This window comes from Thermogymnomonas acidicola JCM 13583 (genome assembly GCF_001316105.1).
Lineage (GTDB): Archaea > Thermoplasmatota > Thermoplasmata > Thermoplasmatales > Thermoplasmataceae > Thermogymnomonas > Thermogymnomonas acidicola.
The window spans coordinates 153,524-167,966 of the sequence record NZ_BBCP01000003.1 but is presented as its reverse complement, the minus strand read 5'-3'; the positions used below and the strand labels follow the sequence as shown (position 1 = coordinate 167,966).

The 14,443-nt window shown below is 57.3% G+C and carries 13 protein-coding genes and 6 pseudogenes; 9 read left to right on the top strand and 10 right to left on the bottom strand.

Features of this window, described 5'->3' with window-relative positions:
* From JCM13583_RS04095 to JCM13583_RS04080, 4 genes and pseudogenes are all read left to right on the top strand, one after another.
* Window positions 1–714 (top strand): annotated as a pseudogene (locus tag JCM13583_RS04095) (hypothetical protein); the annotation flags it as partial.
* A gap of 19 nt (window positions 715–733) precedes the next feature.
* Window positions 734–1,045 (top strand): hypothetical protein, encoded by a 312-nt coding sequence (locus JCM13583_RS04090; protein WP_075056784.1) that lies wholly within the window; start codon window positions 734–736, stop codon window positions 1,043–1,045.
* Window positions 1,046–1,087: 42 nt separating this feature from the next.
* The gene (locus JCM13583_RS12085; protein ID WP_162509359.1) at window positions 1,088–1,495 is read left to right on the top strand and encodes a molybdopterin-guanine dinucleotide biosynthesis protein MobB; all 408 of its coding nucleotides are present in this window, start codon (window positions 1,088–1,090) and stop codon (window positions 1,493–1,495) included.
* 111 nt (window positions 1,496–1,606) lie between these two features.
* Window positions 1,607–2,242 (top strand): HesA/MoeB/ThiF family protein, encoded by a 636-nt coding sequence (locus JCM13583_RS04080; protein WP_075056782.1) that lies wholly within the window; start codon window positions 1,607–1,609, stop codon window positions 2,240–2,242.
* Here JCM13583_RS04080 and JCM13583_RS04075 read toward each other — a convergent pair.
* A pseudogene (locus tag JCM13583_RS04075) lies at window positions 2,226–3,356 on the bottom strand (radical SAM protein). The gene JCM13583_RS04080 and the pseudogene JCM13583_RS04075 overlap by 17 nt on opposite strands.
* Window positions 3,357–3,457: 101 nt before the next feature.
* On the opposite strand from JCM13583_RS04075, the pseudogene JCM13583_RS04070 reads away from it, so the two are divergent.
* Window positions 3,458–4,568: pseudogene (locus JCM13583_RS04070) on the top strand (CofH family radical SAM protein).
* 412 nt (window positions 4,569–4,980) lie between these two features.
* Window positions 4,981–5,793, top strand: coding sequence for a tRNA pseudouridine(13) synthase TruD (truD, locus tag JCM13583_RS04060; RefSeq protein WP_162509358.1), 813 nt, complete (start codon window positions 4,981–4,983; stop codon window positions 5,791–5,793).
* 25 nt (window positions 5,794–5,818) lie between these two features.
* Here truD and JCM13583_RS04055 read toward each other — a convergent pair.
* From JCM13583_RS04055 to JCM13583_RS04045, 3 genes and pseudogenes are all read right to left on the bottom strand, one after another.
* A pseudogene (locus JCM13583_RS04055) lies at window positions 5,819–6,377 on the bottom strand (TATA-box-binding protein).
* A gap of 317 nt (window positions 6,378–6,694) precedes the next feature.
* A complete protein-coding gene (locus JCM13583_RS04050; RefSeq protein WP_162509361.1) occupies window positions 6,695–7,060 on the bottom strand; it encodes a metal-sulfur cluster assembly factor in 366 nt (121 codons plus the stop codon).
* A gap of 55 nt (window positions 7,061–7,115) precedes the next feature.
* The gene (locus tag JCM13583_RS04045) at window positions 7,116–7,439 is read right to left on the bottom strand and encodes a hypothetical protein (RefSeq protein WP_075056780.1); all 324 of its coding nucleotides are present in this window, start codon (window positions 7,437–7,439) and stop codon (window positions 7,116–7,118) included.
* 362 nt (window positions 7,440–7,801) lie between these two features.
* Between JCM13583_RS04045 and JCM13583_RS04040 the strand changes: the two genes are divergently transcribed.
* Window positions 7,802–8,464 carry a hypothetical protein gene (locus JCM13583_RS04040; protein ID WP_075056779.1) on the top strand — a complete coding sequence of 221 codons (663 nt, stop codon included), beginning with the start codon at window positions 7,802–7,804 and terminating at the stop codon, window positions 8,462–8,464.
* Between the two features lie 23 nt (window positions 8,465–8,487).
* Here the strand turns inward: JCM13583_RS04040 and JCM13583_RS12080 are convergent, their stop codons facing one another.
* The 3 genes and pseudogenes from JCM13583_RS12080 to JCM13583_RS04030 all read right to left on the bottom strand — a co-directional run bounded on the left by JCM13583_RS12080 (window position 8,488) and on the right by JCM13583_RS04030 (window position 10,714).
* Window positions 8,488–9,024 carry a DUF84 family protein gene (locus tag JCM13583_RS12080; RefSeq protein ID WP_162509357.1) on the bottom strand — a complete coding sequence of 179 codons (537 nt, stop codon included), beginning with the start codon at window positions 9,022–9,024 and terminating at the stop codon, window positions 8,488–8,490.
* A gap of 289 nt (window positions 9,025–9,313) precedes the next feature.
* Window positions 9,314–9,493 carry an adenylyltransferase/cytidyltransferase family protein gene (locus JCM13583_RS12075; RefSeq protein ID WP_162509356.1) on the bottom strand — a complete coding sequence of 60 codons (180 nt, stop codon included), beginning with the start codon at window positions 9,491–9,493 and terminating at the stop codon, window positions 9,314–9,316.
* A 1-nt stretch (window position 9,494) separates the two neighbouring features.
* Window positions 9,495–10,714: pseudogene (locus tag JCM13583_RS04030) on the bottom strand (PLP-dependent aminotransferase family protein).
* A gap of 96 nt (window positions 10,715–10,810) precedes the next feature.
* Here JCM13583_RS04030 and JCM13583_RS04025 point away from each other — a divergent pair.
* Together JCM13583_RS04025 and JCM13583_RS04020 are read left to right on the top strand one after the other, a co-directional pair.
* On the top strand, window positions 10,811–11,350 hold the full coding sequence (locus tag JCM13583_RS04025; protein WP_075056778.1) for a GTPase domain-containing protein: 540 nt from the start codon (window positions 10,811–10,813) through the stop codon (window positions 11,348–11,350).
* Window positions 11,343–12,257 carry a hypothetical protein gene (locus JCM13583_RS04020; protein WP_075056777.1) on the top strand — a complete coding sequence of 305 codons (915 nt, stop codon included), beginning with the start codon at window positions 11,343–11,345 and terminating at the stop codon, window positions 12,255–12,257. Before JCM13583_RS04025 ends, JCM13583_RS04020 begins: the two co-directional genes overlap by 8 nt.
* A 132-nt stretch (window positions 12,258–12,389) precedes the next feature.
* Here JCM13583_RS04020 and JCM13583_RS04015 read toward each other — a convergent pair whose 3' ends face one another.
* The 3 genes and pseudogenes from JCM13583_RS04015 to JCM13583_RS04005 form a co-directional block, all read right to left on the bottom strand.
* Window positions 12,390–13,013, bottom strand: coding sequence for a 30S ribosomal protein S2 (locus JCM13583_RS04015; RefSeq protein ID WP_075056776.1), 624 nt, complete (start codon window positions 13,011–13,013; stop codon window positions 12,390–12,392).
* Window positions 13,014–13,105: 92 nt separating this feature from the next.
* A pseudogene (guaA, locus tag JCM13583_RS04010) lies at window positions 13,106–14,062 on the bottom strand (glutamine-hydrolyzing GMP synthase subunit GuaA).
* A 49-nt stretch (window positions 14,063–14,111) separates the two neighbouring features.
* Window positions 14,112–14,432: a hypothetical protein gene (locus tag JCM13583_RS04005; RefSeq protein ID WP_075056795.1), complete on the bottom strand. Its 321-nt coding sequence runs from the start codon at window positions 14,430–14,432 to the stop codon at window positions 14,112–14,114.
* Between the last annotated feature and the right edge of the window lie 11 nt (window positions 14,433–14,443).

Sequence of the window (14,443 nt, the reverse complement as noted above, 5' to 3'; positions counted from 1 at the left end):
GCACTCTTCTCCCTTTTCTCCAGTTACAGGGGCATATTGCCGAGGTACTACGGCCCTGTCAGGGACAGCGAGGACGAGATAGGGAGGGCCCTCCAGCGGAGCATGGCGGAGAACCATATAACGGTGGTCTCCGGCGGCACCTCGGTGGGCAGGCACGACCTTGTCAGGGAGATCGTGGCCAGGATGGAACCTGGAATAGTGTTCCACGGCATCCGTGTGAGGCCAGGCATGCCAACCCTCCTGGCACTCAACGGGGACCACCCGGTGATAGGCCTCCCCGGCTTTCCCGTATCATCGACAATGATGCTGACGGCAGTCTTTCTCGAACCCATCCTGAGGTGTGCAGGGTACTCCACAAACCAGCCGCTCCTGCAGGCTACCATGGCCAGAGCCGTATCGCCATCAGAGGGCAAGACGCTGCTTGTGCCGGTGAAGGTCACCGGCAAGCCGGGCCGTATGCTGGCGCACCCCCCCATCCAGGGCCTATCTGGGTCCATATCCAGGCTTGCAGACGTGGACGGCTTCGTTGAACTGGACAGCCCCGTGGGGGGGGCGGGTGAAAGCGTGGGCGTCAGGCTATACAGGCAGAACCTTGGAGGCGGAGAGGGGGGGATAGTGGCGTGCTCCGTGAGGCATGCCATGAAGCATTTCTCGGCCCAGATCGGTGGCCTGAGGGTCGTCCCAATGGAGGAACAGGCTGCGCTGGACGCCTGAGGAGGGGGGGGAGGCGGAAATGTGTGTTGCGAGCACACAGACCGGGGGGGAGTTCAGGACGGTCGCCGTGGTGGAGGAGGGCATTGACATGGTCTCGTTCGGGAACACGGAAACCATAATATCGCCGCTGCTCTGGGAGGACGAGGAACAGATCGCAAGGTACCTGCAGGGAAAGGCGCTCTTCCACGCCACCTCTGAGGACGAAGCGGCTGCGCTGGCCAGGAGGATGGGGGGGTGTTCATACCTGCGTTACTCTGGCGGTGAGGGCAGGTGGAAGGTGAGCCACTACCTTCTGTCAAGGGGGGGTGACGGAGCATGGGGGGGCCACTGATAGTCGTACTGAGGGGGGAGGTCGGGCTCCGGCAAGACATGGATCGCGGAGAGGCTGGCAGCGGAGGCCAGGAGGAGGGGACTCCGCTGCGTTTACATCAAGAACATACCGCATGGGGGGGACGAGACCCTGGATACAGAGGGGGGGAAGGACACCTGGCGTGTATTTTCCGGGGGGGGAGCCTATGCATCCTTTGGCGTGTCGAGGGACGTGACTTTCGCCAGTTTTGCAGAGCGTATGGACCCGGATATGATAATCAGCCACGTGAAGGCTGACATGTTCATAGTGGAGGGCTTCAGGTCGTTCGTACCAGGTGAAGCCGGAATCGTGATCGACATGGATGCCAGGGTGGCCAGGATCGGTGCGGGTGAAGTCCAGGTCACCGGAGAGAAACTCGGTGAGCTGTTCAGGGAGATCTTCGGGGGGGGCGGCATGGTTGCAGGAGAATGAGGCACTATTCTCCAGGCACCTCAGGCTGGCTTCCTGGGGGGGCAGGGAGATGCAGGACCTTGTCTCCAGAACGTCGGTGCTCCTGGTCGGTGCCGGTGGAACAGGGGGCTGATGGCGGAGCTCATAGTCCGGTCAGGCTTCGGGTCCCTTACACTGGTGGACATGGACTATGTTTCGATATCCAACGTCCAGCGGCAGGTGCTCTTCACTGCGGGGGATGTGGGCGAGCCCAAGGCAGAGGTTGCTGAAAGGAAGCTGAGTGCCATAGGCTCAGGCACTAAGCTCACATGCATTCCTGAAGAGTTCTCACCGGAGAACGCCACGACACTCGTGTCGGGTGCAGACTTGGTTGTGGAATGCACCGACAGCCTGGAGGCTGCAATGGTCGCAAACGATGCATGCGTGAAGCTCGGAAAACCTCTGGTGCACATGAGTGCCATAGAGGAGTACGGCCAGATAAAGGCCTACACCCCCCCTGGCCTGACCTCGTGCCTTGCCTGCTTCATGCCAGAGAGCCTGCCCGAACTCCCCACATGCTCCCAGATCGGTGTCCTGGCCTCTGTGCCCTCACTGGTATCCGCCATGGCCTTCTCAGTGCTCCTAAACGTTCTGAGGAGGCGCGATGACGGGGCACTCTACTTCGTTGACGCCAGAGAGCTGTCAGTGCAGAAGGTGAGGGTTGAGAGGAACGTGAACTGCAGGGCCTGCGCCAGGGGGGATTACATACACCTCAGGCGTAGGCCCTGATCCTGTAGAACGTGTCTCTCTGCGCAGGTATCTTGCCTGCCTGCCACACGATCTCGTTCATCTCCTCCACAGTGGTGGCCTCGTGCCTGTCAGTTGCCCCCCCGAATATCTTCTCGCTGTATGCGGTGCCAACCAGGTCGCTCCCTCCACCGTTCAGGGCCACCTGCGCTATCTCCTTGCCAATTGAGACCCAGTAGACGCTTATGTTCCTCAGGTCCTCGCCAGCAAGTATCCTCGCCAGCGCTATCACCTTCAGGTCCTTGTCACCGCTGGCAGGCATGGTCACCTTTCCCATTTTTTTAAGTGGTGTGTTCTCGGGGCTGAACTTGAGGGGGTATGAACGACAGGAACCCGGGCACCTCCCTCTGGTTCTCCCTTATCTTGATTATGTGGTCCACTATGTGCTTCCACTCCTCCACATGCCCGTAGGTCATCGTGGAGTTCCCGGGCACTCCTAGGGAGTGTATAACCTTAGCGTCCTCAAGCCACTTCTCGCCGCTTATCTTCTCCTTTGTTGTTATCTGCTTCCTCACCTCAGGGTCGAAGATCTCAGCGCCACCGCCGGTGTGAGCCTCCATCCCCCCCGCCTCCTTTAGCCTAAGCACAGTCTCCTTCAGGCTGTTGCCTGTTGTCCTCGCTATGAAGTCTATCTCCGGTATTGTCAGTGCCTTCAGGGTGGCATCCGGCATGTACTTCTTCACTGTCCTGAAGACCTCCTCGTAGTACTCCAGGGGGAGGTAGGGATTGAAGCCACCCACTATGTGTATTTCAGTTGCCCCCCCCAGGCCCCCCCTGGCCTTTTCCAGCTCCCTCTTCACGTCATCGACGGTTAGTTCATACCCCCCCCTCTGGGTCTTGCCCTTCAGCTTCGCTGGCACGTAGAAGGCGCATATGGGGCAGCTTGCTGCGCAGTAGTTTGAGTAGTTTATGTTGTAGGACACGGCATAGGTCACGGTGTCACCCACCTGAACCGACGTCAGGCGGTTGGCGAGCTCATCATGTCGTAGAGGGAGAGCTCGTCCATCAGGGAGAGGGCCTCCTCATAGCTCAGCCTGTGGCCCGAGGTTATGGTGTCAAACCAGTAGTCGATGGAGTATGTGCTCTGCCTGGGCATGCTTTCCGCAGTGCTTTATCGGTTATAACCGTTTATCAGGGGGGCAATGTGTAACTTACTCCTTGAACAAAGGTTAAATGCGAATCTAAAATAGGCTGGTGATGGAAGACCTGGCCTGGCTCAGCGAGAGTGTCAGATCCGGAGATACGCTCACCGAGGACGACATCATCTACATGTATGAGGAGGCGGATCTGCACAGCCTGGGTGCCCTTGCCAGAGAGCTGGCAGACAGGCCACCGGGAACAGGATTTCGTTTGTGTCGAACATGATACTGAACTACACGAATGTGTGCAACGTCAGGTGCCATTTCTGCGCCTTCTACAGGACAGGCACGGAGAGCGATGCATACACGATGACTAGGGAGCAGGTCCTGGAGAGGATATCACTCTTCTATGATAGGTACGGCATAAGGCAGCTCCTCATTCAGGGGGGGGCGTGAACCCCCAGCCTCGGGATAGAGTACTATGAGGACCTCTTCAGGGCTATAAGGGAGAGGTTCCCGGAGCTTGGCATTCACGGCCTCTCCACATCTGAGATTTCATTCATATCGAGGAAAGAGAAGATGAGTGTAAGGGAGGTCATATCCCGCTCCGCGAGGCTGGCCTGGAAACGATCCCGGGGGGGGCAGGGGGGGCGGAGATATTTGACCCTGAGGTGAGGAAGAAAATAGGGAGGCCGCCCATGAGCGGGAAGGAGTGGCTCAGCGTCATGGAGACTGCACACTCCATGGGCATAAAGACATCCGCAACCATGATGTTCGGCCACCTGGAGACGAGCAGGGACAGGGCACGCCACCTCCTGTCGATCCTGGAGCTGCAGAAGAAATACCACGGCTTCCTTTCATTCACCCCCTGGAACTTCGAGCCTGGTGGCACAAGGCTACAGAAAGAGGGGGGGAAGGTCACCTACAGGGCCGGTGGGCAGGAAGTGCTGAGGAACATTGCGATCTCAAGGATTGTTTTCAGCGGCCACCTGGATACCATACAGAGCTCCTGGCTCACGAACGGTGTCCAGATGGGGGGGCAGATGGCCATACTCTACGGCGCCAACGACTGGGGGGGAGGAACAATTTACGACGAGAGGGTGATACCGGCCACGGGAAAACAGGTGGGCAACCTCAGGAAGGAGACGATAATATCCGGAATAAAGCAGATAGGCATGGTGCCTGTGGAAAGGAACAACAGGTACGAGGTGATAAGGGAATACACCTGAGGGACGAGTGCTGGGCCGAAAGGGCCTGTGGCATATACGGGTACATCACGTCCACGCCCCCTGTGGTGGCATCGATAAAGGAGAGCCCAGAGGACTTTGTGGTTGAGGAAATACCTTTGGGCCTGGAGCCATCGGAGGCCGGCAGGTACTGGGTGCTCAAGGTGAGGCTGAGGTCGTGGGATACCAACGCCTTCCTCATCGAGCTGGCTGACAGGCTCAGGATAAGCAGGAAGAGGATCACCTACGCCGGGACGAAGGACAAGCACGGGATCACAACACAGTACTTCTGCATCAATGCACCCGTAGACCCTGGCTCGATCAGGATAAGGGATGCGGAGATACTGGAGTGGTTCAGGACGGACAGGATGCTCAGGCTCGGTGACCTTGTGGGAAACAGGTTCAGGGTTAGGATATCATCTGCCTCGGACCTCAGGGGGGGCCACGTGGAAGAAACCGTGCGGGAGATGCTTTCGAAAGGGGGGGATTCCCAAACTTCTTTGGCCTCCAGAGGTTCGGCTCCCTCAGGACCAATACACACACTGTGGGAAAGCTCCTGGTCGCCGGGGGGGACTACGAAGGGGCTGCCAGGAGGTACCTCTACGACCCTGAGCTTGACACGGATGAGTTCCGTATCTCCTTCGGGCAGACTGGCGACATGGTGAGGGCCATGGCTGAGTACCCGCAGGGCCTAAAGTTCGAGAGGGCCATCATAGGCTATGCCCTGGAGCACGGCACCCTTCTTGGCGCCTTCAACGCACTGCCCAGGAACCTGGCCATGATGTTTGTACACGCGTACCAGTCATACCTGTTCAACCTGGCAGTCTCCAGGAGGCTGAGCGATCTGGGCAGCCTCACAGAACCATTGATAGGTGACATCTGCGTGCCCGTGGACCGGTACTCGAACCCATCTGGCAACTTCATAAGGGTGGACAGGTACAACATTGAGAAGATAGGCAGGCTCTGCGGCGAGGGCAGGGTGAGGATAACCGCCTTCCTGCCAGGCTACTCTTACGAGGCTGCAGGAGGGTACCAGGGGGAACTGGAAGCGCACATCCTCGATTCAGAGGGTGTGTCACCCGGCGACTTCAGGGTGAAGGGCTATCCGGAGCTCTCGTCATCAGGGAGCAGGAGGCCTGTGATAGCCAGCCCGGTGGGCTTCTCTTTCTCCGGGGGACAACACGTTGGAATTCGCACTGGGGGCGTGGCATATACGCCACGTCCCTGATCAGGGAAATAATCAAGGGCTGTCGCTAGATGAGCCCCACCTTCTGGAGCTCCTTCTTAACCTTCACAACTGCCTGCTCGATCTCGCTCTCCTCCTTTGCGCCTGTGCACACCACCTTCCCTGACCCGAAGAGGAGGAGCACGACCTTCGGCTCCTCAACCCTGTATACCAGGCCGGGGGAACTGCTCTGGCTCGTACTCAACGTTTTCAAGCCCAAGCGACATCGCTATGTCGGTGAGGTTCAGCTTTGCCTCCAGGTCGTATACTGCAACGATGTTCTGCACGATGATCTCCGGGTTGTCGTAGACCTCTATGCCAGCCTTCTTCAGCTTCTGGATTATCGTGTCTATGGTGAGCTTCACGTTTGCCAGGTTCTTCGCCCCCCCAGTGCAGTTCACCTTCCCGCTCCTGAATATGAGCACTGCAGTCTTGGGCTCCTGGAGCCTGTATATGAGTCCGGGGAATTGCTCTGGCTCGTACTCAGAACCGTCCAGTGCAAGCGCGATCCTGCTCAGGTCAAGGTGCTCCGCAAGAGAAGTGGAGGCCACAATATTCTCAATGGTAATCTTTTCTCTCTCGCTCATAAATAACCCTTTCGTTCTTTATATTGACTGACTATATAAAGGCTATTTAAGGATTGGTCGAGAGCCACGGCAGGCACATATGTTCTCAGCAGTCCGTACATCTGGACGCGAAAGGACAACCTGCGGTTACATGCGAAAGGCAGGCCGCACTGCCCGGAATGCTCCAGGCAGTATGGACGATTCCCTGGAGTAACTGCCAGACCAGTAAACCCGCGATCTCTTACGGTCAGCATGGGCTGGCGATCAGAGCGCATGCGTGGGCCCGTCATCCCATGGAGCCATCGCAGCCCAACCGACCTAACGAATAAGAGGCCAAATCAAGCAGGAAAACCCGCATCAGCAGTAACCACACAGATAAAGGGAAAACACGGGTGCCCCCCGTTCAGAGGTTCAGCTCTGCCCTTGCCTCTGGGGGACATCATGCTCGGGTTCCACGGTGGGTCCCACACCAGCTCTATGTCCGCAGCCTCCACTCCTTCAAGGTTCTCAATCACCTTCTGCGCCTCCGCCAGTATCCAGGGCGTGACCGGGCATGTTGGCGCAGTCATTGTCATCTTTATGTATACCCTGTCCCCCCCGTTGATCTGTATATCGTATATCAGGCCGAGGTTCACAACATCCATCCCTATCTCCGGATCAGAGACCTCCTTGAGGGCTTCAAGGATCTGTTCCTTGGTTACCATACCTATCATGTATTAATGTAGCATCAGTACTTAACCGTTGCTGGTCAGAATCCGCTCAGTTACCCCCCCCTTTCCTTGGAGCTCTGAGCCGCACTGCGGGCAGAACTTCGCGTCGGAGGGGGACGATTGCACCGCACTTCAGGCACACCCTCCTCTCCGGCGAGAACCAGCCGAGGTTGAAGTTGCCGGCGCTGATCACGTACCCCCCCACTATGCCTGCGATCAGGGCCAGGATGGCACCTACCACGTATCCGTTGTCAAATATGAACGCCAGCACTGCAAGTACCGTGATTGTTAGCCAGAGCCTCCCGTTGAGGCGATCGGCGGCCACGCGGTTTGTCTGCCTGATCACCATGAAGCCTATTGCCAGGCCAATCACGCTGAGGATGACCCCGAGCAGGACCAGGGCAGCCCTGCTCGTACTGAAGGGGGTTCACGGTGAACACGCCGATCGAGACCCTGAAGTAGACCAGTGCCGCTATGAGCGACACGATGGCATTTATCAGTATCAGGATGCCCCCTATGAGGGAGAGGATTATCAGGAGACTGGTTAGGGGGGGTTGCGCCTGCGAACTCTGCATTCCCTGGGCCACCTGCACATGACAGTGCCACTCTATATTATCCTTTCTATAGGCACGCCCCACGGAATACCCTTGCATGCTGCGCCGGCTATCCTGGCCCAATGGATGCAATGAAAGAATAAATACCCCCTTTTCCGTACATACACACGGTCGGTAAAAGGTGTTCCGGGACAGGGCAGAGGCAGGAAAGAGGCTCGCAGAGGTGGTCATAAAGTACGGGGGGGCAACCTCGCCGATTGTCCTCGCCATCCCCAGGGGGGGTGGGGGGGTTGTGGTGGGCGCGGAGGTCAGTGCGAGACTCGGCTGTCCCATGGACGTGATCATATGCAGCAAGCTCGGGGGGGCTCCGCTGGAGCCTGAACTTGCTGTAGGCGCGATCTGCGAGAGCTCGAGGAATATTTACCTGAACCAGGGCCTCATAAACGGACTGGGCATAGATGAGAAGTACATAGAGGGCCTGGCAAGGGCAAAGGCGAGGGAGATGGAGGAAAGGAGGAGGCTCTACAGGTCAGGAAGGGAACTGATGCAGGTAAGCGGAAAGGACGTCTTCGTAGTTGACGACGGTATGGCCACGGGGGGGGCAACCGTCATGGCAGCCGTCCGGTACCTGGAGAAGAAGTCGCCGAGATCAATAGTGGTGGCTGTACCCGTGGCACAGAGGTCTGTGGTAAGGGAGGTTGCGCAGTCCGTTGACGAGGTGCTCACCGTGGAATCATATGACGACATGATAGCAATAAGCCAGTACTACGAGAGGTTTGAGCAGGTCTCGGATGAGGAGGTGCTCAGCATACTCAGCTCGGGCAAGACCCTGACCGGACTTTAGGAGGAGTGGCTGCATCGGGCGTTTCAGGTGGCGAACCTCCTCCTGCCATAGAACTCAGGGTCCATCCTGGGTATCAATGCGTTCCTCAGCGATTCTTCAATGAGGCTGGCCCTGGTGACACTGGACCTGCTCAGCCTTCCCACTATCCCCCCCTCTGAGTTACCTATGTTCTCCTCACCTGTCAGCTCGAAGTATGCCTGGGACGTGGTCTGGCCTCTCTTGATCCTTTCCACGATGGGCTCCGGCACCTCGAAGCCTGAGCTCATTCCGTAGGTAATGTAACCGTATCGGTCCACAACTGCACAGACGTGCACATCGAACACCTTCCCCCCCGTCAGCGGGGACCAGAAGCAGCCAGATTCTATCCCGATGCCATAGTCCAGGGACCTGAGCGCTGCGAAGGCCCGGTCCCTTGCAAAGGCCACGGTGTCCTCACCCATGGGCTGCTGGCTCCCAGTGGAATACTCTGTGTTCCTGAAGACCTGCACGTTCCCGGCCATCCTCTCGAAGAACGCCTTCGTGACCTGCTCCTTCAGTGCGTTGCCAGTGGATATGCCCACCCTGAGCGGGGGATACCCTCCGCCCCCCCTCCGTGTCTATCTCCCCCCCCATGTATATCCTGGTGGAGGATATTGGGAACAGGTCCGAGGCCAGAATGTACGGGACCTTTATTATCCTGAGGGGGCCTCAGGCCCGCCCTCTCCCTGTTCTTGTTTATGGCCATGGCCCTCTCCTGGGTCTCCGGAGAGACGACTATTGCACTGTACTGCTCCGAGGTCTCGGAGTTGCCCGTCTGCGTGTCCAGTGGCTGTACCGTGAACCTGATCCCGAACGTTGATAGGAACTCCTCTATCCTCTCTTCCTTTCTTCGTAATTCGGGCCGCTGTATGCCTTGTGTTCCCTCAGGTACCTATCGGTGGTGAGGCCCACTATCACTTCGTTTCCGGACTCCGCGGCGGCTCTGAGCATGGCCCTGTGGCCCCCCCTGTGCATGTACGCAAAGGTGCCCCCCCCGACTATCGTTATCATCTCAGCTGACCGCTTCCTGTGCCCTGCTCAGTATCACCGACCTGAGTCTCCTCACGCCCTCGTATATCTTTTCCTCGGACGGGAAGGTGAAGTTGAGCCTCATGGAGTGCTCGTGGCCACCGTTGGGTGCAAAGGCCTGCCCGCTCACATACGTTACGCCCGCCTTGATGGCGTCAATCAACATCCTGGAGGTGTCTACGCTGTTGTTAAGGGTCACCCATATGAACATGCCACCGTCAGGGACGGAGAAGTCGGCCATGTCGCCCATCTCCTCCCTGAGCGCCCTGACCATGGCGTCCCTCCTCTTCCTGTAGAGCTCAACGTTGAACCTGATCTGCTCGTATATTATGCCCCCCCTCCTGATGTATTCTGTGGCCACGTACTGTGAGAAGGAGTTTGTGGCAAGGTCCAGGGCCTGTTTCAGCAGGTTGACCTTTTCCGTCACCTCCCTGGGCGCCACTATGTACCCAAGCCTGAGGCCAGGCGTCATGACCTTCGAGAACGTGCCCAGGTATATCACGGAGCCGTCCAGGCTCCTGATGCTCCTGACCCTTTCACCGCTGTACCTGAGTTCCCCGTATGGGTTGTCCTCGACCACAGGTATCCCGTACTCGCTCGCTATCCTGATGACTTCCTGCCTCCTTTTCTCCGTCAGCGTCCTCCCCCCCGTCGGGTTCTGGAAGTTGGGTATGAGGTATATGAACCGGGGGGGCGCCTTCCCCTTCGAGACTAAGGACCTGACCTTTTCCTCGAGTACATCAACCACAACCCCCTGACCGTCCATGGGGGGGACACCGTGCATCCTGATGGCGTTGGCGTTGAAGGCGGAGATGGCCCCAACATATGTAGGGTCCTCAGTTATCACGCCATCGCCCGGGTTGCAGAGCAACTTACCGATGGCGTAGAGAGCCTGCTGGGAGCCAGAGGTTATTATTATGTCCTCGGGCGCGCAGTCTATGCCCTCAGTCCTTTTCAGGAACCCGACCAGCTCCTCCCTAAGGCTGTTGAGACCGGCCGTGTTCCCGTACTGCAGTGCAGCGTCACCGTCACGGTCGAGGACATCCACCATGATCTCCTTCAGCCTATCCTTGGGAAAAGTGGCGGGGTTCGGCATACCTCCCCCCCAAAGGAGATGATGTCCTTGCTTGTGGCATACTTGGCCAGTTCCCTGATCTCAGAGGGCCTCATGAAGTCCAGGTAGGACGAGAAATTAAATTTCATACTACCGTGCTGTAATACCACATACTCTAATAAATATTCGATGGGCCGTGCATTTTCAGCAAAAAGTATAAAATAAGCCTATTGATGGAAGCAGGAATGGATGCCGATCGTGTCACGTGGAAGGTCTCGGTCACAGGGGGGGCTAAGGGGGGGTCTGGAAAAACTTCACTGATTTCCAGGATAGTCTACGATTCAGACGCGGCGATCGGCATGAAGCGTGAACTTTTCAGGAAGCGTTTCAGTGCAAGCCTGGGGGGGAGCAGGAGGATCATAGCTGAGCTCCTGTTCCAGGAGCTTGACAGCTCGGAATCTTCAGCGAGCGCGATCCTGAACTCAAACGCCGTGATGGTTGTTGTGGACATAACGGAACAGCCGTCATACGAAGAGGCGGTGGAAATCGTGAGGTATGTGAGCGGCCTCGAGAGGCGACCCCTCACCATCATTGTGGGCAACAAGCTTGACAGGAAGTACGAGGCCGTGGTCTGGGAGGACGAGATGAAGAGCCTCCAGAAGAAATATGGTGTCGAGTACTGCTTTGTCGCTGCAAAGAACGGGGAAGGAATCCAGAACCTGATAAATTCTCTGCTTGACGGCCTGGTGTCGAGGATAGCACAGAAGAGGAAGGCCAATGCATAGGGCAATAAGCGGTGACCTCTCTTTCCTCATCCTGGACGATAAGGGTCCCAGCTTCATAGTGAACAGGTACAGGGTAGGCACCTTCTTCAACGGGGGGGCTCTCCACCTCCACCCTTTCGAGGCCATGTACCTGTTCCTGAAGGGAAAGATCAGGCCTGAGAATGACGCTTATTCGGACACAGCAACGCTAATGCGCAGGCTGCTGGGGAGCGGCACAGACCTTGACATGTTCCTAGTCTTCATGGAGCTCAAGGAACGTGGCCTGAGGGTCAGGAGGGACGGCCCTGTCCTGAGGGTCGGGAGCACAGAGGTGGTCGTCCAGAAGGAGAGCTCCACCGTTGACATGCATTTCCTGATCGAGCACTCGCCGTGCATAGTGGCTGCCATAGACGGTGATGGGGGGGACATAACCTTCTTCTCATCATCAGTGGAGGAACCGGCCGGTTCGAACAGTTTCAGCACCGACGCCGGAGGTTGCACTGAGCTCTTTGATGGCCGCCTGCTCTGTGATCCAGGGAGCGTGCCCCCATGGTTCGGCGAGCCCGTGGGTGGGCTCAAGCTCCTCAACGAGGAGGAGAGTGCCTTCGTTTCAGGGAAGTGCACAAAGGATCAGGACCTGGTCTTCAGGGACCTTGTGGAGAGGGGGGGCATGATAGTGAAGTCCGGCTTCAAGTACGGTGCCAGCTTCAGGGCATATAGGAGCAGCATAGAGGAGCACGCGGACTACCTCATACACATGACTGGGGGGGATAGGGACGAGTTCTACAGGATCAGCAGGGCTGTCCGCGTGGCCCACGCTGTCAGGAAGGAGATGCTCTTCGCTTACGTGAGGCCAGGGAAGATAAGTTACATGAAGCTGATGAGGCTCAGGGACATAGGCAGCTACTTCAGCACAGCAGGGCCCTGAGAGCGTGCAATAAAGAGAAGAATGCCATAAATGCTGGGGGGGGTTCCTGGAATCAGGTCATGCGATGCCCGCAGGCCCGAGGACAGTTAGAAAGGCTGCCCCCATTCAATAGGGAAGAAATGCTGAGAGATATCAGATCTGGGCCTCGAAGTCGTCTATGGTATACTTAAAGTCCTCATAGCTGCTTATCATGCCCCCCCTGTTCTTCAGTATCTCCCTGGCCAGGAGCCAGTATATAACTGCCAGCGACCTCCTTCCCTTGTTGTTTGTCGGTATTACAAGGTCAACGAAGTCGGTCTTGTTGTTTGCGTCGCACAGGGCTATTATAGGGATACCTATCTTGCTGGCCTCATTCATGGCCTGTGTATCGGCCAGGGGGGGGTCCGTTACCACTATGACCTTCGCCTCCTGGTACGTGGGCAGCTGCGGGTTCGTCAGCGTGCCAGGGATGAACCGGCCGATTATCGCCCTTGCCCCCCCCACCACCTCGGAGAACTTGTTCACGGGCCTGAAGGCGTACTGCCTCTGTGCAACAACCATGATCTCCTGTGGCTCGTACCTGCTGAGCATTTTGCCTGCAGTTATCAGGGCATGGTTCGTCTTCCTTATGTCCAGTATGTACAGGCCGTCGTTCCTTATCTTGAATATGAACCTCTGCATGTCCTTTGACTTGACCTGTGTCCCTATATGCACCCCCCCTGACTTCTGGTACTCGTCCTCCGGTATCAGGAGCTCCTCTGTGACCTCTTCTGGCATAACCAAGACCACCTTTACACGCGATAGCGACTGCCCCCCCAGGGCAGCGCCGGAATTCTTGCACCTAATTATCGGCCCATAAATAAAGGTTGTCACTCCCATTCTATGGTGGCAGGCGGCTTGTCCGTTATGTCGTAGACTACCCTGTTGACCTCGGGGGATGCTGTTCGTTATCTCCCTGGCTATGGAAGCTAGAAGATCCCACTCCACCCTGGAGAAGGTCCCGGTCATCGCGTCTATGGAATCGACCATCCTCACCGCAACCGTGTACCCATAGGTCCTGCGGTCGCCCTTGACGCCAGTTGTCCTGACAGGCAGGAGGACAGCAAAGTACTGCCATGGCCTCTGCCCCCCCTCGGGAAGCCTGCTCTCAACCTCTCTCTCCACTATCTGTGTGGCCTTTCTCAGGATGGACAGCCTCTCCTCCGTGACCTCCCCCCCTATGACCCTGACAGCAAGCCCCCCCGGGCCGGGGAATGGTTGTACCTGGTGGGGGCAGGCCCCCCCAGGTGCCTGGACATGGAGCGCACCTCGTCCTTGTACAGGTCACGGAGCGGCTCAAGCAGCCTGAGGTTCATCTTCTCCGGGAGGCCGCCCACGTTGTGGTGGCTCTTGATGGTGTCCCTGACGCTCCCTCCGCTCTCGATCCAGTCCGGTGCGATGGTGCCCTGCAGGAGTGTGTCAGCGCCGAATTCCCTGGCAGCCCCCTCCAGGACATCGATGAATGTCTTCCCTATCACCTTCCTCTTCTGCTCCGGGTCTGTCACACCCCTCAGCCTATCGAGGAAGAGGCGGGATGCATCGATGATCCTGTAGTTTATTCTGTGCTCCCTGAAAAACGCCTCAACCCTCTCTTTCTCCCCCCCTTCCCTTATGAGGCCTGTGTCCACGAAGACGCTCAATACCCTGTCACCGACGGCCATGTTCGCCAGGACGGCAAGGAGTGAACTGTCCTGCCCACCGGAACACGCCAGTATGCCCCCCCTGCCGCTCAGGTTCGACCTTATGTTCTCTACCGCTTCCTCTATGAACTTCTGTGGTGAGATCATGAAAAACACTTAAAGGTTTATGCGCACCTTGTAAAAAATAGTGTTGCATTTAGGTCTTCATTATTGCACCGAGGAATATCAGGAGGCCTATCACGGCACCTATGATCGCCGCTACAACGTAGTAGACGGTACCTATGAGGACCTCCTGGACCCAGGAAACACCGAAGTACGGGTGCGCGGTGTATATGTCGAGAACACCGACAACTATGCCTACCACGAGCAACACTACGCCCACAGTCCTGCTCTTCCCGCTGCCGAAGTATGTGGTCAGTATCCCCCCCAGGATGATCAGGGATAGTGCCAGCAGGGCCAGGATCACGAGCAGGAAAATATCCCAGTTCCACGGATCCCACGGGTTGACGACGCTCATGAACTTATGCA

Excerpts from the sequence above, each read along its gene's own strand:
- JCM13583_RS04025 (WP_075056778.1), top strand. The coding sequence starts at position 10,811 with ATGGATGCCGATCGTGTCACGTGGAAGGTCTCGGTCACAGGGGGGGCT.
- JCM13583_RS04005 (WP_075056795.1), bottom strand. The coding sequence starts at position 14,432 with ATGAGCGTCGTCAACCCGTGGGATCCGTGGAACTGGGATATTTTCCTG.
- JCM13583_RS04020 (WP_075056777.1), top strand. The coding sequence starts at position 11,343 with ATGCATAGGGCAATAAGCGGTGACCTCTCTTTCCTCATCCTGGACGAT.
- JCM13583_RS04050 (WP_162509361.1), bottom strand. The coding sequence starts at position 7,060 with ATGGTAACCAAGGAACAGATCCTTGAAGCCCTCAAGGAGGTCTCTGAT.
- JCM13583_RS12075 (WP_162509356.1), bottom strand. The coding sequence starts at position 9,493 with ATGATAACGATAGTCGGGGGGGGCACCTTTGCGTACATGCACAGGGGG.
- JCM13583_RS04080 (WP_075056782.1), top strand. The coding sequence starts at position 1,607 with ATGGCGGAGCTCATAGTCCGGTCAGGCTTCGGGTCCCTTACACTGGTG.
- JCM13583_RS04090 (WP_075056784.1), top strand. The coding sequence starts at position 734 with ATGTGTGTTGCGAGCACACAGACCGGGGGGGAGTTCAGGACGGTCGCC.
- JCM13583_RS04015 (WP_075056776.1), bottom strand. The coding sequence starts at position 13,013 with ATGCCAGAAGAGGTCACAGAGGAGCTCCTGATACCGGAGGACGAGTAC.